Genomic DNA, 21,402 nt, shown 5'->3' on the forward strand with positions numbered 1-21,402 from the left:
CAGGTCGCTGGTCAGTTCGCCTTGAGGAATCAGTTCGTTAAATAATTAGTTGCCCGCGAGCTTCTCGCGAAAGAAGGAGCTCATCTTGGCAACAGCCGGGTCGACGTAGTCGGGCTTGTCGTAGAGGTCGACGTGTGACGCGCCGTCGATAATGAACAATTCCTTTGGTTCTTGAGCCTTCTCAATCGCGTTCTGCGAATACGGCAGCGTGTCCGCATCACTTCCGGCAATCATGAGCAGCGGACGGGGCGAGATCTGATCGATGAAACCGTAGGCGTCGAACACAGCAATGCGGTCGAAGCTCGTCGGATCGACCGTATTCGGTGCTCGGTCATCCTTGGCACGGTCCGTGCGGTAGTAGTCGTAGGCTTCCTTGTACATCGAACGATCGGGGTACTCGTTTGCCTGATCCTGGGTCATCGGGATCATTGGTTGTGCTTCGACGTCCTTACCCGCTGCACGGTCGGTGCGAGCTTGTACCGAGGCTTCGAGGAATTTCGGCAGCGTCTCAGCCTGGGACCGGTACACGTCACCCAGGTCGGCCCCGCTGACAGTGGCGACCGCCTTGATCCGAATATCACTGGACGCGGCGAACGGTACGAACCCTCCGGAGGCGCAGATGCCGAGAGCACCAATCCGGTCGGCGTCGACCTCCTTACACGTCGCTAGGTAACTAACGGCGTCCTTGATGTTTTCGACACGAATGAAGGGGTCTTCGAGCTGACGGGGTTCGCCGGTGCTTTCTCCCTGGTAGGCGGCGTCGAACGTTAATGTGACGAAGCCTTCCTTGGATAGCCGTGTTGCGTAATTGATCGGTGATTGTTGGCGGACACTGCCGAATGGGTGGCTAATGACAATCGCGGGACTTGCACCCTGCGCGTCGTCGGGAATGAACAACGTGCCCGCGATGGTTTGGTTTCCGCTGGAAAACTTAACGTCAGTCTGCATTACAGGTTCCTTCCTTGAAACTTCTTTTCTTGAAATGAGCCGGTAGTGACTTACGCCACCCACGATATGGACGAGCGGAATCCTCAACCAGGGGTTCTCAGTACCAGGCAGGCTTGTCGCCGTCGGTACCCGGCTTGTCGATCCCGACGTTGGCGCGCGAGTGTTGGGTTGGGTCGGCAATGATGGACGCAATGAATGCAGCGACGGCCTTGCGCGACACCTCGGTCCCTTTGAACTGCTCATCACGTTGGGTGAGTTCGTAATCGGTCTCGTCCTTATTGGTCAGCCACGCTGGGCGGACGATCGTGTAGTCCAGATCCGAAGCCTCAATGATGTCTGCCGCGCGGCGGTAAATGGTCAACGCCTCGCCGCCGATGGCCTCCCGGTTCCAGGTGTTGAATTTCTCGGGCAGCTCATCGTAAATTCCGAGCGCATCGACGAAAATCAGGCGCGCGACCCCGGCCGTTTTCATGGCATCGATAAGTGCGCGTGCCTGCTCGTCGAGGTTTCCTGCAAGGTTGGCATAAACAATGTCCTGCCCCTCGAGCGCTGCACCGAGAGCGTCCGCGTCGAGCACATCACCTTCGACGATGCGGGCCCCGTCGGGCGCATCGACTTTGGAAGCATTGCGGGCAAACAGTGTGAGGCTATCCCCGTGGTCAGCCTGGTCCGCGATCGTGGGGATGGCGTGGCGGGCGATCTGGCCGCTGGCGCCTAGAACGATAACGTTGGTCATGCTAACTCCTTTGTTGGGTTGCTTTGGTATGACGTAACAATGCTGACTTAACAACGTCTTCGAGCTCGAGGGTATCGACGGTTCCCCATGCCATCCAGGGGTTGTCAGTGCCTGTTCGAAGAGCCGTATCTTTAACTCCATCAACTCCAGCCGTTGACCCTCCACCATACGGGGAGCGCCTATGACTGGGGTTTCGTCCTCGCAGGGGAGCTGTTGGGGAGTACCCATAACCTATGGCTTCGGAGTGGGCTCCTCATTACTGTTGAGGTTGTGTCTGCCAACACCGAACTGCGCGAGTTTCTTATTTCCCGTCGCGACAAGCTACAGCCGGAGGAAGTCGGCTTACCGCGGGGTACCCGTCGTAGGGTGCCGGGGCTCCGGCGTGAAGAGGTGGCCTCACTCGCGGCTATCAGCGTTGACTACTACGTCCAGGTTGAACGTGGCTTGGCAAAAGGCGTTTCCGATGATGTGCTGACCGCGATTGCGCGTGCCCTCCGACTGAACAATGCCGAACGCACATACTTATTCGAGTTGGCCGGCGAACGTCCCTCTCATCGGCCCGGTTCCTCCCACCATCGCGCGAAGCCGACGCCGACATGCTTGCCGCTGGGGTTAGAACAGTTGCTGGATGCGATGGGTGGCGTCCCGGCACTAGTTCAGAATGGCTCGCTCGACATTGTTGCTGCCAACAAGCTCGGCCGCGCGTTGTATCGCCCAGTGTTCGAGAACTGGCCACGCCCGAACCTCGCGCGCTACGTATTCCTCGACGAGGATTCGCTGCGTTTTTTCGATGACTGGGATGCTATCGCTGATGAAGCGGTCGCCATGCTCCGCCTTGAGCAGGCACGCACACCTAGCCGGGTCATCGATGCACTGATCGCTGAATTGTCCCAGCAGAGCGAGGCCTTCGATGCGCGCTGGTCCGCGCGTGACGTCGCTGATCACCGACGGGGAACCAAGGTTGTGCATGACGCTGAGGTTGGCGAACTCTGGCTGCGCTACGAAGCCCTCGATGTGGTGGGGAATCCTGGTCTGCGGCTCCTGGGCTACACCCCCGAACCAGACCACCCAGCAACACGCGATGGACTGCGTCTGCTTGCCACCATGGCTGCGACGAATTACGTGAATAGCTCATCTGAGCTGCAGCGACCGTGACTTGGGCGCTTGGCTCAGACCATAAGACTGGGTGCTTGGATGAGAGGCGCGAGCGGCCAACGTCATAAAGTGGTACGCACAACAACTCGCGGCACGCAACGCCTCGCGGTATGTAACGCACAAAGAGGCGAGAAAGAGGACCACATGACGTCTGCTGAATCCGACGGCAACTACCCCGTCATCGCAGTGGTAGCCGGTGAAGGGCCCACCGCAGTGTGGCATGTCGACACCGATCCGCTAGCTAAAACAGGTCAGTTCGTCGGCGCGTGGATCGTCGGTACGGGGAAAACAAGCATCCAGCCTGGTGAAACGGATAAGTTATCCTGGGCGGGAGCGAAACTCGATCAATCCGTTCTTCCCATGCTTATCGACGGTCACCCTGTGGTAGCGACCGGCAGTGGCAGAAAAGCACTCGCCACCATTGATGATGCCATTGGTGACACTGACGAAGGAAGTGGGGCATCCGACGGAGGAACCGCGACGTGGAGCGTCGTCAATGTCGACGAGACCGTCGCAGCGATCAAGGAAGCAGTGGCCTCATATAAGGAGGCGCTGAAGGCCGAAAATGCGCGTCGGAAAGCGAACGGCCAGAGCACTTTGAAGGGGCAAACCTACCCCGCCGTCGCAGATGTGGACCCTGCCTATGACGCCGCCGACGCGCTCGGCGTCGACAACCCGTTGGCCAAAGAGTGCTGGGCTTGGGCGGAGGGCATTCGACGGTTAGTGGACACGTGGAACGGCATCGATGTCCAGCGCCGGGCCAAAGCCACCGATTATTTGCAGCACTTCGGCGGCAAAGAACCACAGTCTATTCCCCTGGTCACACGCACAACTGAGCACTAACAGACGGCCCGCCAAACCCAAAGTAGGGAATAATCAGCGCACCAGCCCCGGCATTTGTGTCTACCCTGGGTTTTATGAGCACAAATACCGCCCGCGACGATGACAACGTCATCGAACTGAGCGATTATGCGAATCGCGCGCGCAGCGGTGACAGCAGCCATTTTCCCCAGAGCCAAAGCGAACCCGCACCAGATGACAGCGAATCCGTCGCGAGAGAACCCGCCAGCCTCGTGATCTCTGTGCACCAAAGCGGTGGAGACGGACCCCAATACCGAATCATCGGGATTAACGATGCCCTTCATATCACTGATCTCTTCACTGTGTTGGACACATGCTTCGGGTGTGATGGTGACGCAGAATGGATCCTTCACGGTACAGACGGGAACGATGGGGTCGGCGAAATCGACGGGATAGCTGGAGAAAGCGAGCATGTCGTTGAGGATTGGCCGTTATACGAGCTGCTCAATGCCCCCGGCGACACTCTCGATGTGACCCGCCACCAACATGCGGCTGGGAACTCTAAACCTGGGGAGGGGAGCGCTGATCAGGATGTTGTCGATAAGAATGTTGATGAACACGATGACCTGCAGTTTCATATCGACGTTGCCGAGTGCTATCTCCGTGATCACGGGACTCCCGACGCGTTGTGTGTCGGTGGGGACGAACACGCAGATTTAGACAGCATCAATGCAGAGCTAACCGGCGCGGCGACGACGCAGCACATTCTGTGCGCGACGAAACCGATGATCCGCTTGGCTATTGAACGCAGTGGCATATTTGACTTCATTCCGCTGCTTCAAGCGCTGGATTTAGGCAGAGAAATTAACGTAGACCCCGACACTTTAGATGTCTGCCGCTCCCTCCCGAAAGAAAAGGATCCGGCCGGCCGTGATGCAGCAGTTGCTGAAATCTTGGCCCAAGCAGCCCTGGTTGAAGGCCCCCTGCGAGCAGACATCATTGAAACGATGATGGAAGCAATTGGCTGGGTAGCTGACGACGGTTCGGAACTGAAACTTCCTGAGATTGATCAACTGGCCAGCGAAACTTTGCAGGCCTTCGAGCACATAGGGCTCACGGGGGATAAGCGATTGTCTTCACTGGAACGTCTTGAATTGTGCCGCGCAATAATCCGTGCGGACTAGGTAACGGCGCGGACTAGGTATGACGGTGACCGGTCGGCCGATAGCGGACATGAGCCGGGGGAGGACCGTGAAGCGCGGTGAAGAGTAAGCTGCCAGGACGTGAGTGAAACCAAGCCTGACCACCCAACCGATGATCACGCCGAGCCGGAACTACTGACGCCCAACCTATCGGGGGCTTTAGCTGCCGAGAGTGCCGCAATGGATAACTCCGATGATGTAACAGACAACGGTATGGCGGAAAACGTCGCAATAGTAAGTGACGCGGCTGCACAGAATGGAACCCCAGCGTCGCACGACAGTGCCACCACATCCGGCACCGCCGGCGTCGATGCCCCCGCTCCGCAGGGAGCGAGCGTCCTCACTCACCTCTATAAATTCGTGATCGCAGGCGGAATCTCCGCTGTTGTGGACTACGGCCTGACCATGATCATCCAGCATGCGTTTGGGCAGTCGTATCCACTCGCGAAGGCCATTGGCTTTATCTTCGGCACCATCACGGCTTACATCATCAACCGTCGCTGGACTTTTGAGGCTGAAGCATCGGCAAAGAAATTTGTTCAGACGATGTCCCTCTACGCACTGATGTTCGCCGTCCAGTGGGGCCTTGCGGTCTCAGTGAACCATCTCTTGCTTAATGCCGGGGCCAGTGCTTTCATTGCCGGCACCGTCGGTTATGTCATTGGCCAGGGCGTGGCCACCGCCGTGAACTTCGTTGTCCAGCGGTGGGTCATCTTCAAAACCAACTAGCGGGACCAGCTAGGGGGCTTTCACCTCATTTCCCCAGCGTGTGGCGCAACGCCTCTTCCAAATCAGTGAAGCGGAACGTGTATTTGTTCTTCTTTAACACCTCGGGTTTCATCTTGACCGACGAGAGAGCAAGCTGATCTGCGCCCTCCTTACCCATCAGAGCATCCGGTCCCAGACGTGGCGTCGGAATGACAGACGGGCGACGAAGAACTTTCGCCAGTATGGACGCGAATTCTTTTTGCTTTACCGGGTTGGGAGCAGCGGCATTAACCGGCCCGGATACCTCGGGGTTAAACGCCGACCAAATATAGATCTGGGCAAGGTCATCAATACCAATCCACGGCTGCCACATCTCACCGCCGTTCAGTGGGCCGCCTCCACCCATGAGATACAGCGGGAGCTGGGCGCCTAGGAGGCCCCCACGGGCGGATAACACCAGGCCAGTCCGGATGAGTGCCACCCGAATACCAGCCTCTTCCGCCTGTAGCGCAGCGTCCTCCCAGCGCTGGCATACGTCGGCAAGGAAATCGTCGCCCGCTGGAGACTCTTCCGTCACCGAACCCGCATCAGCTCCGTAATACCCGCTGGCTGAGGCATTAATTAGCGTAGTCGGTCCACCATCCGGCGCGGCCTTTTTCATTGCCTCGACAAGAGTCGTAGTGGCGTCGAGACGCGAATGAAGAATTGATTTCTTGTGGTCATCAGTAAAACGCCCCATAATCGACGTCCCTGCCAAGTTGATGACAGCTGTCGCACCTTTCAGAAGAGACGGGTCAAGGGTGCCGTTGCTGGGATCCCAGCGCTTGTATGTGACACCGGGAACTTGCGACGTGCGAGAACTGCGGGTTAGGGCGATAACACTGTGGCCTAGTGAACGGAGGAGCGCCGAAATTGCTTGCCCGACTAATCCGGTTTCGCCTGCGATGACAAAAGTTTGAGGAGTTGTGGGATCAGTAGCCCTATCCGTGCTGCCGATATCACGTAATTGCTGTTTAAAGGCTAAGTCAGCCACCGTCTGGCGTGTGCGGAAATCAAACGTCCGCTCCAGCTCTTTGTCAATCTTTTTCTTAACCAGCCAATTCTTACCCAGTGCTGACGTCTTGCCCGGAAGCTCCGCTGTTACCTGATCCTGAACTAGTGAGGAACCACCATTGGAATCGGAAAACTTATCGTCCGAAAATGTGTGGGTATGCTCCCATGAATCGAGAGGGCCCTGCACCATCATGTCCGTAAACGACTCGCCTTGGGTGTACGCAGTATGACGCGCCTTCCATTTTACTGTCGTCGACACTGGCGCCAGGCCCTCTAGCCAGGGCAAGCCCATTTCTAACTCAGTCTCGGAGCCCTCCGCTAGACCTTTGCTGGGGCCCGAAGTCAACGTTGTTGAAAAATCAGGGCATAAACGCGCAGCGCCTCCAGCGGATTCGTAATACTCCACGACGTCGCGCCGGGGAAAGGGGATCCGTGCGGTATGTGAATACTCGATAGTCATAATTCTCTTCGTCCTCCTTGGTAATCGGATCATGGACGGTATGTGGCCCATTGTTGCAGAAACCTCCGACACGCGTGGCCGATACGAAGAGTGGGTGACGTGTCGTGATGGATAGACATGATGGACAGACAAGCGTAGGGAGTACCTGGTGGGGGTATGTTGTGGCGAGTTACGTCGGGGCGGGTGTGGTGCGACGACAATATCGTTGCGGAATACCCAAGGGGGGTATAGCGTTGGGTGTATCAGATACCCCCGGAGGGTATGTGATCGCCTGCGTGTATTCCGGTAATGCGGAATTATGAGCCCCTGACTCGGACACGTGCATTCGTGTGGACTATAAACACGCGGACGCCAGCAGCAACAGCGACGACAAGGAGATCGCCATGAACACCCACAAGTACAAGATTTCGGGCATGACCTGCAGCCACTGCGAACGTGCAATTCGTGACGAAGTCAGCGAACTACCCGGTATCCATGTTGATGAGGTCAGCTTGGAAACGGGAATGTTGACCGTCAGCTCAGATGGTGACATCAAAGATATGAAGGTTCTTGAGGCCGTAGAGGAAGCGGGTTACACAGGTACCCGCCTGTAAATCAACCGGCTGAAGTAAAGGGAAGCGAGAGAAGTGCCACACACAGCGGCGACGAACCCTGATTCCATGACACCGATTGCCACCGGCGGTGTGGCCACAGCCGAAGGCTCAACCATTGAGCTCGACATCGGTGGGATGACCTGTGCATCGTGTGCTAACCGGGTAGAGCGTAAGCTCAACAAACTCGAGGGAGTGCAGGCCACAGTGAATTTGGCAACTGAAAAAGCCAAAGTTACGGTGCCGTCGACAGTATCGACCGACGACCTCATCCAAACAGTGGAAAAAGCAGGATACTCGGCCACTCTCAGTGAACCACGTACTCCCGCTCCAGGGGAACGCACGACCAGCAGTGCTTCGAAAAGTCAGACCCAGCGCGGTAGCGCTGTTGGCTCTAAGCAGGACGCAAGTCCTATCGAGCGGGAGACAGCACGTTTTCGGCAACGCCTTATTGTCTCCGCATGGCTGGCTATCCCCGTTATCGCCATGGCGATGATCCCGGCGCTGCAGTTCCGTAACTGGCAGTGGCTGTCCCTGACATTGGCGTCTCCCGTTATCGTGTGGGGCGCGCTTCCCTTCCATAAGGCAGCCTGGACGAACCTCAAACACGGCGCAACCACCATGGATACGCTCATTTCAATGGGAACACTGGTGGCATTTGCGTGGTCCTTATACGCCCTTTTCTTCGGACACGCCGGTGAACCAGGGCTCAAACATACGTTCACCATGATGGCGTCGCACACCGATGCGTCGGCCAATATCTACTTAGAAGTCGCCTCCGGTGTCACGTTATTTATCCTGGTAGGACGTTACTTCGAGAAAAAGTCCAAACGAGAATCCGGGGCTGCTCTTCGCGCGCTACTGGACATGGGAGCCAAAGAAGTCACCCTTCTCGACGGCGGCCAAGAAATCCGCATTCCCGTTGAGCAACTCGAGGTAGGAAACACCTTTGTTGTTCGACCCGGCGAAAAGATTGCCACCGACGGCGTTATAGTGAGTGGATCCTCAGCAATCGACGAATCCATGTTGACGGGCGAATCTGTCCCCGCAGAAGTTGGCTCCGGGGATCACGTCACCGGGGCAACAGTCAACACCAGTGGCCGGTTGGTCGTCCAGGCAACCCGCGTTGGTGCAGATACTCAGCTCGCCCAGATGGCGCGCATGGTTGAAGACGCCCAAACCGGAAAAGCTCAGGTTCAGCGCCTAGCCGATCGCATTTCCGGTGTTTTTGTCCCTGCCGTCATTGGCATTGCCCTACTGACCCTGATCGTCTGGCTTGCTTTAGGCCACGAATTCGCCACCGCTATGACAGCTGCGGTCGCGATTCTTGTTGTAGCGTGCCCCTGCGCCTTGGGGCTTGCCACGCCAACAGCACTTTTAGTTGGCACAGGCCGCGGTGCACAAATGGGTGTGCTGATCAAGGGACCAGAAGTTTTAGAATCCACTCGGGGCATTGACACCATCGTGTTGGATAAAACAGGCACGGTGACTACGGGCACCATGGCGCTAACTAGTGTTCATGCTGCCGCCACCTCATCCCGTGATGAAGTCCTAGCCATCGCGGGAGCAGTGGAGTCGTCATCAGAACACCCCATTGCACACGCCATAGCGCAGGCAGCGAACGCTCAAGGTCTCGGGGCTCACACGGTCACCGACTTCCGGAACCATGAGGGCCTCGGGGTACATGCGGCCGTGGACGGCCACGACGTGTACGTCGGTAAGGAATCTCTGCTCAATGACGTCGGAATTCCTCTAGACGACGAACTTCGGTGCGCGAAAAATGATGCCGAGCAAGCCGGAAAAACAGCAGTCGCTATCGCTTGGGATGGCGAAGCCCGAGGGATTCTTGTTATCGCAGACACTGTGAAAACAACGAGTGCCACAGCAATAAAACAACTCAAAGAGCTAGGGCTCAACCCTGTCTTGCTAACAGGAGACAATAGAGTTGTTGCCCAGCGCATTGCCGATGAAGTTGGCATTGCCGATGTCAAAGCAGATGTCCTTCCCGCCGATAAAGTACAGGTCATCCGTGGACTTCAGAGCCGAGGAAAAACCGTGGCCATGGTGGGCGACGGCGTCAATGATGCCCCTGCGTTGGCTCAAGCAGACCTCGGCCTTGCGATGGGAACTGGCGCAGATGTGGCCATCGAAGCAGCCGACATCACACTAGTTCGCGGAGACCTATCCAGCGCCGTTGACGCAGTGCGCCTCTCCCACGCAACGCTCGCGACCATTAAGACAAACCTGTTTTGGGCTTTCGCGTATAACGTCGCCGCTATTCCAATAGCTGCTCTGGGGCTTCTTAATCCCATGATCGCGGGAGCAGCGATGGCGTTTTCTAGCGTCTTTGTGGTGGGCAACAGCCTCCGGCTGCGTGGGTTTACCAGCGTTAATGGGAACATCGGTATCCACACTGGTAGGGATATTGACGTCCGCCGTAATACGAGCACGCGTACTCGCACTGATGAGGAGGAATGGGTGAAATGACCACACCAACTACCGTGGATAGCACGGCTGAACAGGAATTATGTCATGCATGCCATGAAACCCACGCCCCCCATGGCTATATTTCGGAAAAGGAACGGTACCTCCACCGGATGAAGCGGATCGAAGGACAAGCCCGTGGCATCACCAAGATGATTGAGGACGAAAAATACTGTGTCGATATTCTGACGCAGATCAGCGCGTTAACAAAGGCCTTACAGGCCGTTGGATTGGGCTTACTTGATGACCACCTAAATCACTGCGTCCTTAATGCAGCCCAAGCTGGGGGCGATGAAGCCGAACAAAAACTTCACGAGGCATCACAAGCTATTGCCCGATTAGTGAAGTCCTAATGTCATGCCAGAGCCGATGGAACCATCGATCGGCTCCTCTCACCGCATAGAGCGAAGCAAAGAGATGCGGATTATTCGAATAACCGCTGGCCGACCATAGTATCGCCCTCTCGAACACCGCCGGGGACAGCAAACAAGGCAGACGCCTGATGCTGAAGGTACTCAGTCATAGCGTCTTTTTCCGTCATTTTCTTCAATATTGGATAGAACCCCTCCCGCGGATCCTTCGAATACGCAATAAAGAACAGTCCGGCGTTTAACCGGCCCAAGGAGTCATTTCCATCGGTGTAGTTGTACCCACGCCGAAGCATCCTATGACCCTGATTATGTTCCGGGGCAACAACAGCCACATGAGAATCCGCTGGTACAGCCAGCTTTCCGCCGCGCCGGGCAGTGTAATCAACATCGTCAAACTCGCGATCGTCGGAGGGGTCCTCAACGGACAAAGGGGCACCGTAGCGCTTATCACGCCCGATCACATCCTCTTGTTCCTCCAAAATAACGCGATCCCACACCTCGAGATACATGTGAATCTTCCGGGCGACGAAGAAACTGCCGCCGGACATCCACCCATCCGTCACCCACACATCTTTATCCAGAGCGTCGGTTTCATCGCTCTTGATGTTCTGGGTGCCGTCTTTAAAGCCAAACAAGTTCCGGGGAGTGTCCTGGTCAGTACTGGTTGACGACGTCCGCCCGTACCCGATTTGCCCCCACCGCAGCCGCACAGTGCCGAACCCGATTCGCGTCAGATTCCGAATCGCATGCACGCACACCTGAGCATCATTGGAGCACACCTGAACCAACAGATCACCATCGCTCTGTTCAGACCGAAGCGCCTCATTGGCGAACTTGGGCATCCCTTCCTTGATGACGTCCGGCATTTTCGCTTTCAGACCAAAGCGGTCCTTGCCGTCTCCGTCGACAAAAAGCCCCTTCCCGAAGCCAAAAGTAATGGTCAAACCGCCGACGGGGTAATTCCACGCCTCACCAGTGTCCCGAGGTACGGCCTTGGGGTTAGCGTTCGGTTCGCCACCAATCAATTCACCCGCGCACATTTGTTCCGAGGCGGACGTCCACGAAATCAGCATGTCCTTGAGCTCGTCCAGATCATCGGTCGTGATGTCGAATGCGGCGGTATACATATTGTCTTGCGCCGGCGTTGTAATTCCCTGCTGATGTTCGCCACGGAACGGGTAAATGAGCGAAGTTGGGTCAGATGTGTCCTTGTTTTCCGCAGCATGAACAGCAAAACCGCCGATGCCCGCGCCGGCTATCCCGGCAAGGCCAGCGAATCCGGCAGTGGTGAAGAGTCGGCGTCGTGAAATACCCCGCGTACGGCCCTGATCCTTGTTACCCGATGTGCCCGGCGTGCCCGTCGCGTCCGCCGAACTCGTACGTTCATGCGCTGAACCATCCGTCTCGCCGACGTCACCGTCCCCGTGCCTGCTGGTATCAGGGCCCGGTTCATCGCGACACGGTTCATGACGGTTACCGTGGCCGCGGCTGCGGTCGGGGTTGTCGTTGTGGGGTGACACTATTTCCTCCTCATCGTGTGCCTTTAACCCCTGCCAGGGGTATATCGCATGCTCCTGTCAGTGCGTGTCGTAGGTTCCCGGCAGTGCCCGCTCGTCCTTTATCGTTCGTTCGCTACCGCTCGTCCTTTACCGTTCGTTCGCTAGTGCAAAATCGTGCCGGCAACCTGGGACAAAGGCTCCGACAAGCCGTTGATCGCGTCAGAGAAGTCCCTCTGTGTGTCGGTGTAATCCGACTCCTTGGGGGCCTCGCCAGCATCCTTCTGAACGGTGGCGATCTCGTCATAGGGCTTGTAGGTCGGGTCCCCATCGAATCCGTCACCGAGGCCGGTGACCTCGCCGGGCTTCTGTTCGTCGATAAGCTTATTGACCTTGTCGAAGGCGCGGGTGATCTTCTTGTCCAAGTCCGCGTCCTTCTTCTTCACCAGGTCAGCAACGTTGCCGTAGGCGACTGTGGCACCCTCAACATTCGCTTTGAAATCGTAGAGGTCGGTGTGCGAGAACGTGTCCTCTTCCCCGACGATCTTCGAGGTCGCTACTTCCTCCATCAAGCTGGATGCGCCATCAACGACGTCGGAAAGGTCCAGTTTGAATTTGCCGTCGGTTCCCTCACGGTTGCCGTAGACAAGGTCATACAGCTTCTTCGTGTCCTCGTTAAGCTGGTCAGCGGCTTTCTTCCGATCCTCGTCATGAGCGAATCGGAAGTCGTCCCCGCACCATAGGTCAGCTTCAATCCGGTGCCAGCCGGTCCACTTTGTGAGCACATCTTTATCGGTGACATCTTTGCCAGCGTCTGCGGCGAGGTCCTGGATGCGGGCATCGAGTGCGGTGTCGAGGTCGCCCGCTTCCTTGATGCCGAAGGACTCCGCAGTGGGTTCGATTCGCTCATAGTTCGCGCGGGCGAGCGGGAATAGTTGCTTGGCCCTCTCGGTATCTCCGCTGGTGTAGGCCTCGGTAAACGCCTGCGTCCCGGTGAGTAGCTGCCCGACTTGATCCTTCACATACGCGGTGTAGTTCGTAATCGCCCGGTCCTCTGCCTCTTTTTCGTCGTCAGTCAGCGTGACTTCTTTGCCCTTGGTGACCGTGAAATCCTTGAGCCCGACAAAGTCGCCAACCATGTTCGGCTTGCACGCCGTGTGATACGACCCCTGCTTTAACGCGGTGGTCAGGTTTGCGGTGGTCCCGGGGCCAATGTTTTCTTGCTCTGATTCAATCTGGAGTTTGTTTTCGGCCAGAATCTCGAGCTCATTGGGCTTTGTTCCGTTATTAGTAATTTCAAACTTGACGACGCCCGACGGCACCTCTGACGTGGACAGTTCGCACGAATCGTCCGTGATGGTGACCTGAATCGTCTGGTCGGCTTTGGTGTTGTCATCGCTGGACGAGTTCTGAGGATTGTCCGTGCACGCGCCGAGCGTGAGAGCAGTGGCGACGGATGCAATGGTTGCTGCGATGATGCGTGGGGAGCACAAATGAGATGTCATGATGGCTTTCTCTCGGGGAGTGGGAAATGGTGAATAGGAAGAACGAGGGTTGATGGAACGCGGAGTGAACAGAGTTATTGGCTAGTGGCAGGTGCTGCAGGCCGTGCCGGGGCTGAAGGGGCAAAGACCTTGCCCCTGATCTGCAGGATGAACAGCACGAGGACAGGCACCAGGTACACCCACCAGGCGATGACTTGGCCGACGGTGGGCTGCACGTTGATTTGGAACATCGCTTGCCCCACCACATAAACCCAGTACAGCGGGGACGTGTTTTCGGGGAGAAGGTGGGACATATTCCATGCGTGGTTCATGACACCGGGAATGACCCCGGCCTCTTGGAGGTCTCCGATGCCGTAGGAGCAAATACCAGCGGCGACGAAGATGAGGAAAATGCCGGTGACGGCGAAGAACATGCGCATGTTGATGCGAGCAGCGCCTTTGTATACTGCCCATCCGAGAATGATGGCAATAACCAGCCCTAGCACGACGCCCGTCGTGGTGGCCGCCACGTTGTTTTCGATCGACGACCTCACGGTGGCCCAGATGAACAGCGCAGTCTCCATGCCTTCGCGGCCGACGGCGAGGACGGCGATCCATACGACGCCCCAGCCAGAGTCGTGTTCTCCTAGGGTTTTCGCCATGGAGCCTTCGAGTTCACCTTTCATCTGGCGGGAGTTTTTCCCCATCCAAAAAATCATCCAGGTGACCAGAGCCACGGCGACGAGAGAGAGGCCTCCGCCGATGATCTCTTGTGCCTGGAAGGTGAGTGTTTTCGGCCCCCACGTCAGAATGGCGCCGAATGAGAGGGGGACGAGGGCTGCCAGTCCGATACCTAGCCATAGTTTGGGATAAACATCCTGCCGACCAGCCTTTTTAAGGTAGGCGAAAAGGATTCCCACTATAAGGGTTGCCTCAAAGCCTTCTCGGAGAGCAAGCAGGAGATTCGCTATAAGCATGACGTTCCTTTTTTGTCCGTGCATGGTTAATGTACTCGGGCAATGTAGGTCAGACAATGCTTATAGCGCGCGGAGGGGACTATGTACCCCCGCCCTTCGCCCTAAGGGCGAGTAAAGCGTTCATGGCGCCCTTGGCGATGAAGCCTCAACCAGGAGACAAAACCTTTGGGATCTTTCCGCTGAATAAGGAAGAACCAGGCGAAACGCGCATATTCCTGGGGTATGAGTTTCCTCATCCCGGGTTGGTTCATCAGGTAACCACGGTTGCGGTACGTGAAATACCGCTTGTTTTCGTTATCGGGGTATTGGGTGTGCATTTTCCCGAAGAAAATGGGTTTGAACTCGTCGGCCCCCGTTGGGTGCAGGTAGGCAGCTTCCAGTGTCGTCCCGTAAGGCAGGCCGGATCGATTGAGCCGGCGGTTGTATTCGACTTCGTCGCCGCGGATAAACAGCCGGAGGTCGGGTACTCCCAGCTGGTCGACGGCATTCGCGCTGAACAGCGCTCCGTTGAACAGTGACGCGATGCCGGGGATAAAAGTCCCGTTATCGGTCCCTTCCAGTTCGCTTCGCTTCCGTTTCCATTCGACGGTGCCGGGGAGGCGAACCGGGAACGCCAGCTGGTCGGGATTCTCAATCCCTGCAACCACGGGGCTGACTTCCTCAAGTCCGTGCTTGTCCGCAACGCGCATTAATGTCGCTAGGACCTCGGTGTTTTCCGGCCGGCCGTCGTCATCGGCGCAGAATATGGCGTCGGCACCGAGAGCGAGTGCGGTTAAGAATCCGTAGGCGAAACCACCGGCCCCACCGAGGTTGTGCCGCGAGGGAAGGTAGACGGGTGTCGGCGAGGTAGGACTGTTCGCACAGACGCTTTCCACGAGATCTTTGACTTCGGGCTCATTGCCGTTATCCACCACGACAACCCACTCTGGTGCCAGAGTTTGGCTTGCGACAATGTGCAGTGAGTTGGCCAGCAGGTCACGGCGTTTATGCGTCACGATGACAGCGGCAATGCGGTCCGACGAAGAAAGAGGCATGCGGTTAGTATCGCACATGCCTGCGCGGGCAAGGACAGGCTGCACAATAACCCGTTAAAAAGCCCGCAGAATTGGGCGCCGGATGACGGGTTATAGGGCAGTTTCCGACGACGGGCTCTGCTCGGACACCGGCACGCTACCGTTCTTTTGCGCATGTTCAATAGCCATATCGCGCATTACGTGACGCACCTGTTCGGCTGCTTCACGTCCCTCGTATTGTTCGACGATATCGTCCACTTGTCCGGCCTGGCGTATCTCTCCGTGGTCCACCCACAACGCGGACGTACACAGTTGCGCAAGAAATTCGTCCGAGTGCGAGGCGAACACCAAAATTCCGGACCGCTCCACCATTTCGCGGAGCCGGTCACGCGCTTTCGCCATGAACGCGGCGTCAACAGCGCCGATGCCTTCGTCGAGAAGAAGAATTTCCGGCTCGATGGACGTCACAACCCCCAGCGCGAGGCGGACGCGCATACCGGTGGAATAGGTGCGCAGCGGCATGTCGAGGTAGTCACCCAGCTCGGTGAACTCGGCGATCTCATCCATTTTGGCCTGCATCTTTTTGCGCGTCTGCCCCAGGAAAAGGCCACGGATAATGATGTTTTCGTAGCCGGAGATCTCCGGGTCCATGCCGACGCCCAGGTCAAAGACGGGGGCTACGCGGCCGTGAACTTCAGCCGACCCGCGGGTGGGTTCGTATATTCCCGACAGCAGACGTAGCAGCGTGGACTTACCAGCACCATTATGGCCGACGAGCCCCACCCGGTCGCCGTCCTGAAGGTGGAGGTTGACGTTCTTCAGCGCTTCTACAACGACGACGTTGTCGGCGTTCCGGCCGATCGCTCCGCCGGCAGCTCCGAGGAACGCTTTCTTCAGTGAGCGTGATTTGGCGTCGAAAATGGGGAAATCGACGCACGCATTGTAGGTATCAATACTGACCATGATTGTGGCTTCTCCTGTCCCCATGATCCGTTGTGTGTAGCGCGGAGGCAACTGTGCGTGTATCGGACATCGCATTTACACCCAGTAGCTCACGCGGCCACGCCATTGACGCATGGCAACCGTTGTGATGAGCAGGCCAACGATGGTACACAGACCCACAATCACCCAGCTGTACCACATGACCGGAACACCGATGAGGGGGCCACGGACGATTTCGAGGTAGTGCATGAGGGGGTTGAGCTCTGCGATGCGGGCGCGCTCACCGGCGGCGCCACCACGATCGCGCAATGTTTGCATCGTCCAAACGATAGGTGTGACATAAAACGCCAGCTGAATGAGGGATTCGAGAAGTGGCGCAATGTCACGGAAGCGGGTTGAGATGATCCCGAAGAACATTCCTACCCACACACCGTTAATGACGATCAGCGCAAGCGCGGGTATGGATAGAAACCAATCCCATCCCAATGGGCGCGGGAAAATGATCATCAGCAGGACGTAGATCACGAGGTTGTGCAGCAAGAAGAGGAATTGTCGCCACACCAACCGGTAGACGTGAACCGATAACGACGCTGGTAGCTGCTTAATTAATCCCTCATTCGCAATGAATGTCTGCGCTCCCTCGATCACGCACCCGGAGATAAAACCCCAGATGATGAGCCCGACGGTGACGTGCGGGAGGAAATCATGCAGCGGAATGTTAAAGAGCAATGAATAGAGCAGTCCCAGCGCTAAGGCCATGACACCAGTAGCGATCGTGATCCATAGCGGACCAAGGACTGAGCGACGGTAGCGCTGTTTGATGTCTTGCATCCCCAGCGACAACCACAGCTCGTACGACTGGAAGCCGCGAAGAAGGTCGACCCATGCTGCTCGGAGGGTCTGCGACTGCGAAGGCGGTATAGAGCTGGTGGGCTCTTTAATCATCCGATCAATGTCGGCCTGAGAGGCCCGGTGAAGCGCAATTCCCCCGGCTTCATCGGAGCTCGTGCCAGCGTGGTCCGCGGCCGTGCCCTCAGTTGGTTCTATGTCAGCCATAATCCGTACCCTACCTTTGTGATGGGACAAGCAGGTATTAATCCCAGTGTGGTGTGCCTTGCTGATGTTCATCGTGTTGGCAGTGACCGGTAGATTACCCTGGAGCTACTAAACCGTTATTGTGTGCGTTGGGTCAGTGATGATGACGCGTCGCGATGATAAGCGAATAGCGGTAGAGGCCTGCATGAACCGTGTCTCAAGTTCGTCTAAGGAAAGGTGTGCCATGTTCGACGTCGCCCACGCGCGTGGACTCTATGTTTGGTTAGGCGAGGGCTGGGTGTACTTAAATGCGCACGAACAGGCGCAGATTCCGGAGCGCGTGAATACAGCGGCGACGTATTCGTTTAGGAACGCTCATTTGCGCACGGCTGTGGAGGCGGCATCGGGTAGTCATTCTCAAAGTCAGAAGTCGGGGGCACCGATCGGTGATAGCTATGTCGCATCGGCGCGCCGGGCTGTCGCTGATTTGGTGGGGGCCCGGGCAAACCAGGTGGTATTGGGCCCGTCGCGCGCGTCCTTGCTGCGTAACTTGGCGGACTGTCTGAGCCACCGCGTGGGAATTGGCACTGAGGTTGTATTGGCCCGCAGTAATGCGGATTCAGCGATTGATCCGTGGGTGCGGTCTGCCCATTTGTATGGTGCGACGGTGAAGTGGGCAGAGGCGGATCTCGCGTCGGGTGCGCTGCCGGCGTGGCAGTTTACGTCGTTAGTGTCACCGTCAACGGCTATCGTGGCGTTGCCTGCTGCTCATGCGTTGGTAGGTGCGGTGACTGATGTGGAGGCCATTTCCAGCTCAGTGCACCGTATTTCGCCGCGAGCCTGGACTATTGTCGACGCCACCGATGTGCTGCCTTACCGGCATGTGGAGATTCAGTCGTGGGGGGCCGACGTGGTGGCTCTGGATCTGGCCCCCTTGGGCGGGCCGGAGCTTGGTGCCCTGGTGTTTCGTGATGAGGCCATGTTTGATCGTCTGCGTCCGCCGCGGCGTCGGGGTTGGGGTTCTAACCAGTCTGCGCTGGGCGTTTCCTCCGGTCAGAGGCGTGGCCGTCATGCCGGGGCCGGTGTGGTGGAGTGGGATCCTCCGCAGGCGGCGCTGTGCGGATCAGTGGCGGCGTTAGTTGACCACTGGGCGGGTCTTGACGATTCCGCGACGGGTACGCGGCGTCGACGGCTGCAGTCCACCATGCCGAAGATCGACACCTATCTCACGGCTTTAGCAGCGCATTTGGTCTACGGATTGAAGGACTTGGGCGTCTATGTCATCGGTTTCGACGATGATTCGTCGCATGTTGAACGGGTGCCGCGCATTAGTTTCATCATCTCGGGGATGTCGGCGGAGGCAGCCCAGGCGCGTTTGGCCGATAACGGCGTGATCGTGGGCGTTGCAGAGAGTGATTCCCTCTTTGACGCCATGGGGGTCACCGAGTCCGGCGGGGCGTTGACGGTCGGGCTGGCGCCGTATAATACCGCCCACGACGTTGACCACCTGTTGAGATCGGTCTCGGTTCTCCGGTGACTGGACTCCGCTGACCAGGGCCAGCCGGCGGGCCATTTTATTCCACGGTCAGCACGATTTTTCCGGTGACCTCACGGGATTTCAGTAGCCGGTGGGCCTCTGCCGCGTCGGCAATGGGAAGTGTTTTCGTCACCTGGGCGGACACGGTTCCGTCCTCCAAGAGAGGCCAGACATGTTTGATCGTGTCCGCGACGACGGCGGCTTTATCGTCAAGGGAGCGGCCGCGCACATTCGTCGCCGTGATCGACCCTCTCTTGGACAGCAACCGTCCGATATTAAGCTCGCCCTTGACTCCACCTTGCATACCGATGATGACAAGATGGCCTTTCTCACCCAACGCTTTCACGTTGCTATCCAGGTATTTCGCGCCCATGATATCCAGGATGATGTCGGCACCACCGTGCTCTTTCATGACAGCAACGAAGTCGTCGTCCTTGTAGTTGATGAGGATATCCGCGCCCAAGGAGCGGCACAGCTCCAAGTTGTTGGCGTTGCCTGCCGTGGTGGCAACAGTCAGCCCCATCGCGTGGGCCAACTGAATGGCGAACGTGCCGATGCCGCCCGACCCACCGTGGATCAGGACGGTCTGGCCTTGCTGCATGCCAGCGACCATCCCCAGGTTCGACCACACTGTCGCCGCAACTTCAATCACACCCGCCGTATCGGTGAGCGACCATCCGCGTGGTACGGGAAAGAGCTGGGTAATGGGCACAGCAACACGTTCGGCATATCCGCCACCAGCCAAAAGCATTCCACATTCATCGCCGACGCTCCACTGTCTGGCAGGTTGCTCGTCGGATTGCTCGCTGAATTCGTGTGACGACTCCAGGGGCGGCCCGAATGCTTCGATAGTTCCCGCGGCTTCGAGCCCGATGATGTTCGACGCGCCGGGTGGTGGCGGGTAATGCCCGGCGGCTTGGAGAACATCGCCGCGGTTGACACCGGCGGCGCGTATACGCACGAGGACTTCCCCGGGGCCGGGGGTTGGGTCGTCGGTGTCTGTCCACTTCAATGACGTTGGGTCACTGGTGTCGTGTTGAATAATTGCCTTCATGACGTCGAGTGTAGAGGCGTGGGTTCGTCGTGCGCAGGCGTATATTTCGATACGCTATGGGTAAGTCGTGCTAATAGCTAGATGTGTTGCTTCCGGCAACCGGTACAGCGATGAACAGAAGGAAAGCCCATGCCTCGCTCCTCGGATAACTGGAATAACGATAAGTCGACGTCTGATTCGGACGGTTTCGGGTATTCGCACTCGTCAGATGGGGGTGGCGACGCGTGGGGTGATGCGGGGGAGCGCTCCAACGGAGGCGTCCCGCTGAAATACGGCTACCAACCAAATGACAACTCCCAACAGTCGGGTAGCGGTAGTGCAGCCGCCAAGGATGCGAACTATGACGTGACCGAAACGACGGAGTTTCAGCCATCACCTCCGGGGGCATCTGCTGCTCAGCAAGGGCAATATGGGCAGACGTATGGGCAGTCCCAGAATGGTGCCCAGGGATATGGACAGGGCTACGCGCAGGGGTATGGTGTGTCGCAACAAGGCCAGTACCAGCAGCCGAACCAGTATTCGACGCAATATGGTCAAGGCCAACAGTACGGGCAGCAATATTCCCAGGGCCAGCAATATGGCCAGCAACAATACGATCAGCAGCAGTACCCCGGTAGTGCTGCGTATGGATCTCGCGCCGGTTCCGCGTCGGTGGGGGCGAGTTCGGGTTCATCAGGATTTCCGCTGGGGAAAGTCTTAGCCCTCGTCGCTGCGGTGGTGGCGCTCGTGGCCGTGGTGGGCCTGTTCTTCTTCGGACGGGAACAGGGTTGGTTTAATACGTCGAATAATGAGGCCAGCTCTTCTCAATCGCGCGAGGTTGGACAAGATAATGGCAATGCTCAGAATCCCGGCAATCAGGGCCAAAACACCACCGCCGGTCAGAACGGCAGCAATGGTAACGACGGTCAAGCGTCGGATCGAGATACGAGTGGCGGAGGGGACGATTCGTCGAAACGCCCCCAATACCCCGATTTGCCGTCGGGAGTCTCTCCCGCAAATAATTCGGCAGAAAACAATGAACCAGCTGGGAACTTAAACAACGTGTATGTACTGGGTGGGCTCACAACGAAACCTTTTGCAAGGAATGTTCGGGATGCTTACGTACGGAATTATCTTTCGACGGGCGAACTGAATACCACGGTAAAGGGTGTGTATAGCCCAGATACTAAGCTCACTTATGACATGGATTGTGTTGATAATGGCCAGTATGTGCGGTGTGACGGTGGCAATAATGCGGTCGTCATTATCGACTAAAACGTCATCATTATCGACGGTGGCGATGCCGATGACGGGACGCGCTTAGAGTTTGCACATAGAGCATGTGATTGGAGCGCGTACTTCCCCTGGGTATACGCT

General features: G+C 57.3%; 19 protein-coding genes. 9 read left to right on the forward strand and 10 right to left on the reverse strand.

Annotated elements, in window-relative coordinates; all coding sequences use genetic code 11:
* Positions 1–45 precede the first annotated feature (45 nt).
* Both I6J23_RS03850 and I6J23_RS03855 read right to left on the reverse strand, forming a co-directional pair.
* Positions 46–948, reverse strand: a complete 903-nt coding sequence (locus tag I6J23_RS03850; protein ID WP_204582599.1) for an alpha/beta hydrolase — start codon at positions 946–948, stop codon at positions 46–48.
* Positions 949–1,045: 97 nt separating this feature from the next.
* Positions 1,046–1,684, reverse strand: coding sequence for an SDR family oxidoreductase (locus I6J23_RS03855; protein WP_204582600.1), 639 nt, complete (start codon positions 1,682–1,684; stop codon positions 1,046–1,048).
* 270 nt (positions 1,685–1,954) lie between these two features.
* On the opposite strand from I6J23_RS03855, the gene I6J23_RS03860 reads away from it, so the two are divergent.
* From I6J23_RS03860 to I6J23_RS03875, 4 genes are all read left to right on the forward strand, one after another.
* Positions 1,955–2,839: a helix-turn-helix domain-containing protein gene (locus I6J23_RS03860; protein WP_204582601.1), complete on the forward strand. Its 885-nt coding sequence runs from the start codon at positions 1,955–1,957 to the stop codon at positions 2,837–2,839.
* A gap of 144 nt (positions 2,840–2,983) precedes the next feature.
* A complete protein-coding gene (locus I6J23_RS03865) occupies positions 2,984–3,682 on the forward strand; it encodes a hypothetical protein (RefSeq protein WP_204582602.1) in 699 nt (232 codons plus the stop codon).
* 74 nt (positions 3,683–3,756) lie between these two features.
* A complete protein-coding gene (locus tag I6J23_RS03870; protein ID WP_102215125.1) occupies positions 3,757–4,824 on the forward strand; it encodes a hypothetical protein in 1,068 nt (355 codons plus the stop codon).
* A 99-nt stretch (positions 4,825–4,923) separates the two neighbouring features.
* Positions 4,924–5,571 (forward strand): GtrA family protein, encoded by a 648-nt coding sequence (locus I6J23_RS03875; protein WP_239454983.1) that lies wholly within the window; start codon positions 4,924–4,926, stop codon positions 5,569–5,571.
* A 25-nt stretch (positions 5,572–5,596) separates the two neighbouring features.
* Here I6J23_RS03875 and I6J23_RS03880 read toward each other — a convergent pair whose 3' ends face one another.
* Positions 5,597–7,063 (reverse strand): TIGR01777 family oxidoreductase, encoded by a 1,467-nt coding sequence (locus I6J23_RS03880; RefSeq protein ID WP_204582603.1) that lies wholly within the window; start codon positions 7,061–7,063, stop codon positions 5,597–5,599.
* Between the two features lie 383 nt (positions 7,064–7,446).
* Between I6J23_RS03880 and I6J23_RS03885 the strand changes: the two genes are divergently transcribed.
* The 3 genes from I6J23_RS03885 to I6J23_RS03895 all read left to right on the forward strand — a co-directional run bounded on the left by I6J23_RS03885 (position 7,447) and on the right by I6J23_RS03895 (position 10,490).
* Positions 7,447–7,656 carry a heavy-metal-associated domain-containing protein gene (locus I6J23_RS03885; protein ID WP_046203407.1) on the forward strand — a complete coding sequence of 70 codons (210 nt, stop codon included), beginning with the start codon at positions 7,447–7,449 and terminating at the stop codon, positions 7,654–7,656.
* A 66-nt stretch (positions 7,657–7,722) separates the two neighbouring features.
* Positions 7,723–10,140 carry a heavy metal translocating P-type ATPase gene (locus I6J23_RS03890; protein ID WP_204582903.1) on the forward strand — a complete coding sequence of 806 codons (2,418 nt, stop codon included), beginning with the start codon at positions 7,723–7,725 and terminating at the stop codon, positions 10,138–10,140.
* Positions 10,137–10,490 carry a metal-sensitive transcriptional regulator gene (locus I6J23_RS03895; RefSeq protein WP_046203405.1) on the forward strand — a complete coding sequence of 118 codons (354 nt, stop codon included), beginning with the start codon at positions 10,137–10,139 and terminating at the stop codon, positions 10,488–10,490. Before I6J23_RS03890 ends, I6J23_RS03895 begins: the two co-directional genes overlap by 4 nt.
* A gap of 71 nt (positions 10,491–10,561) precedes the next feature.
* Here the strand turns inward: I6J23_RS03895 and efeB are convergent, their stop codons facing one another.
* The 6 genes from efeB to wzm form a co-directional block, all read right to left on the reverse strand.
* Positions 10,562–12,028 (reverse strand): iron uptake transporter deferrochelatase/peroxidase subunit, encoded by a 1,467-nt coding sequence (efeB, locus tag I6J23_RS03900; RefSeq protein ID WP_239454984.1) that lies wholly within the window; start codon positions 12,026–12,028, stop codon positions 10,562–10,564.
* A 140-nt stretch (positions 12,029–12,168) separates the two neighbouring features.
* A complete protein-coding gene (gene efeO / locus I6J23_RS03905; RefSeq protein WP_204582604.1) occupies positions 12,169–13,509 on the reverse strand; it encodes an iron uptake system protein EfeO in 1,341 nt (446 codons plus the stop codon).
* A 74-nt stretch (positions 13,510–13,583) separates the two neighbouring features.
* The gene (gene efeU / locus I6J23_RS03910) at positions 13,584–14,465 is read right to left on the reverse strand and encodes an iron uptake transporter permease EfeU (RefSeq protein ID WP_204582605.1); all 882 of its coding nucleotides are present in this window, start codon (positions 14,463–14,465) and stop codon (positions 13,584–13,586) included.
* Between the two features lie 101 nt (positions 14,466–14,566).
* Positions 14,567–15,499: a galactofuranosyltransferase GlfT1 gene (gene glfT1 / locus I6J23_RS03915; protein ID WP_204582606.1), complete on the reverse strand. Its 933-nt coding sequence runs from the start codon at positions 15,497–15,499 to the stop codon at positions 14,567–14,569.
* A 90-nt stretch (positions 15,500–15,589) separates the two neighbouring features.
* Positions 15,590–16,441, reverse strand: a complete 852-nt coding sequence (gene wzt, locus I6J23_RS03920; RefSeq protein ID WP_204582905.1) for a galactan export ABC transporter ATP-binding subunit Wzt/RfbE — start codon at positions 16,439–16,441, stop codon at positions 15,590–15,592.
* Between the two features lie 75 nt (positions 16,442–16,516).
* Positions 16,517–17,365, reverse strand: a complete 849-nt coding sequence (wzm, locus tag I6J23_RS03925) for a galactan export ABC transporter permease subunit Wzm/RfbD (protein WP_204582906.1) — start codon at positions 17,363–17,365, stop codon at positions 16,517–16,519.
* Between the two features lie 334 nt (positions 17,366–17,699).
* Between wzm and I6J23_RS03930 the strand changes: the two genes are divergently transcribed.
* Positions 17,700–18,992, forward strand: a complete 1,293-nt coding sequence (locus tag I6J23_RS03930) for an aminotransferase class V-fold PLP-dependent enzyme (protein ID WP_204582607.1) — start codon at positions 17,700–17,702, stop codon at positions 18,990–18,992.
* A 37-nt stretch (positions 18,993–19,029) separates the two neighbouring features.
* On the opposite strand, the gene I6J23_RS03935 is transcribed toward I6J23_RS03930, so the two are convergent.
* Positions 19,030–20,046 (reverse strand): NAD(P)H-quinone oxidoreductase, encoded by a 1,017-nt coding sequence (locus I6J23_RS03935; RefSeq protein WP_204582608.1) that lies wholly within the window; start codon positions 20,044–20,046, stop codon positions 19,030–19,032.
* A gap of 129 nt (positions 20,047–20,175) precedes the next feature.
* On the opposite strand from I6J23_RS03935, the gene I6J23_RS03940 reads away from it, so the two are divergent.
* Positions 20,176–21,300, forward strand: a complete 1,125-nt coding sequence (locus tag I6J23_RS03940; RefSeq protein ID WP_204582609.1) for a hypothetical protein — start codon at positions 20,176–20,178, stop codon at positions 21,298–21,300.
* Positions 21,301–21,402: the final 102 nt, after the last annotated feature.

Source organism: Corynebacterium kroppenstedtii (genome assembly GCF_016894245.1).
Classification (GTDB): Bacteria; Actinomycetota; Actinomycetes; order Mycobacteriales; family Mycobacteriaceae; genus Corynebacterium.

What these genes read in the sequence shown, in the direction of transcription:
- wzm (WP_204582906.1), bottom strand. Translation starts at nt 17,365, where the DNA reads ATGATTAAAGAGCCCACCAGCTCTATACCGCCTTCGCAGTCGCAGACC.
- I6J23_RS03865 (WP_204582602.1), top strand. Translation starts at nt 2,984, where the DNA reads ATGACGTCTGCTGAATCCGACGGCAACTACCCCGTCATCGCAGTGGTA.
- I6J23_RS03895 (WP_046203405.1), top strand. Translation starts at nt 10,137, where the DNA reads ATGACCACACCAACTACCGTGGATAGCACGGCTGAACAGGAATTATGT.
- I6J23_RS03930 (WP_204582607.1), top strand. Translation starts at nt 17,700, where the DNA reads ATGTTCGACGTCGCCCACGCGCGTGGACTCTATGTTTGGTTAGGCGAG.
- efeU (WP_204582605.1), bottom strand. Translation starts at nt 14,465, where the DNA reads ATGCTTATAGCGAATCTCCTGCTTGCTCTCCGAGAAGGCTTTGAGGCA.
- I6J23_RS03870 (WP_102215125.1), top strand. Translation starts at nt 3,757, where the DNA reads ATGAGCACAAATACCGCCCGCGACGATGACAACGTCATCGAACTGAGC.
- I6J23_RS03880 (WP_204582603.1), bottom strand. Translation starts at nt 7,063, where the DNA reads ATGACTATCGAGTATTCACATACCGCACGGATCCCCTTTCCCCGGCGC.
- wzt (WP_204582905.1), bottom strand. Translation starts at nt 16,441, where the DNA reads ATGGTCAGTATTGATACCTACAATGCGTGCGTCGATTTCCCCATTTTC.
- I6J23_RS03885 (WP_046203407.1), top strand. Translation starts at nt 7,447, where the DNA reads ATGAACACCCACAAGTACAAGATTTCGGGCATGACCTGCAGCCACTGC.
- glfT1 (WP_204582606.1), bottom strand. Translation starts at nt 15,499, where the DNA reads ATGCCTCTTTCTTCGTCGGACCGCATTGCCGCTGTCATCGTGACGCAT.
- I6J23_RS03890 (WP_204582903.1), top strand. Translation starts at nt 7,723, where the DNA reads ATGACACCGATTGCCACCGGCGGTGTGGCCACAGCCGAAGGCTCAACC.
- I6J23_RS03935 (WP_204582608.1), bottom strand. Translation starts at nt 20,046, where the DNA reads ATGAAGGCAATTATTCAACACGACACCAGTGACCCAACGTCATTGAAG.
- I6J23_RS03855 (WP_204582600.1), bottom strand. Translation starts at nt 1,684, where the DNA reads ATGACCAACGTTATCGTTCTAGGCGCCAGCGGCCAGATCGCCCGCCAC.
- I6J23_RS03940 (WP_204582609.1), top strand. Translation starts at nt 20,176, where the DNA reads ATGCCTCGCTCCTCGGATAACTGGAATAACGATAAGTCGACGTCTGAT.
- I6J23_RS03850 (WP_204582599.1), bottom strand. Translation starts at nt 948, where the DNA reads ATGCAGACTGACGTTAAGTTTTCCAGCGGAAACCAAACCATCGCGGGC.
- efeO (WP_204582604.1), bottom strand. Translation starts at nt 13,509, where the DNA reads ATGACATCTCATTTGTGCTCCCCACGCATCATCGCAGCAACCATTGCA.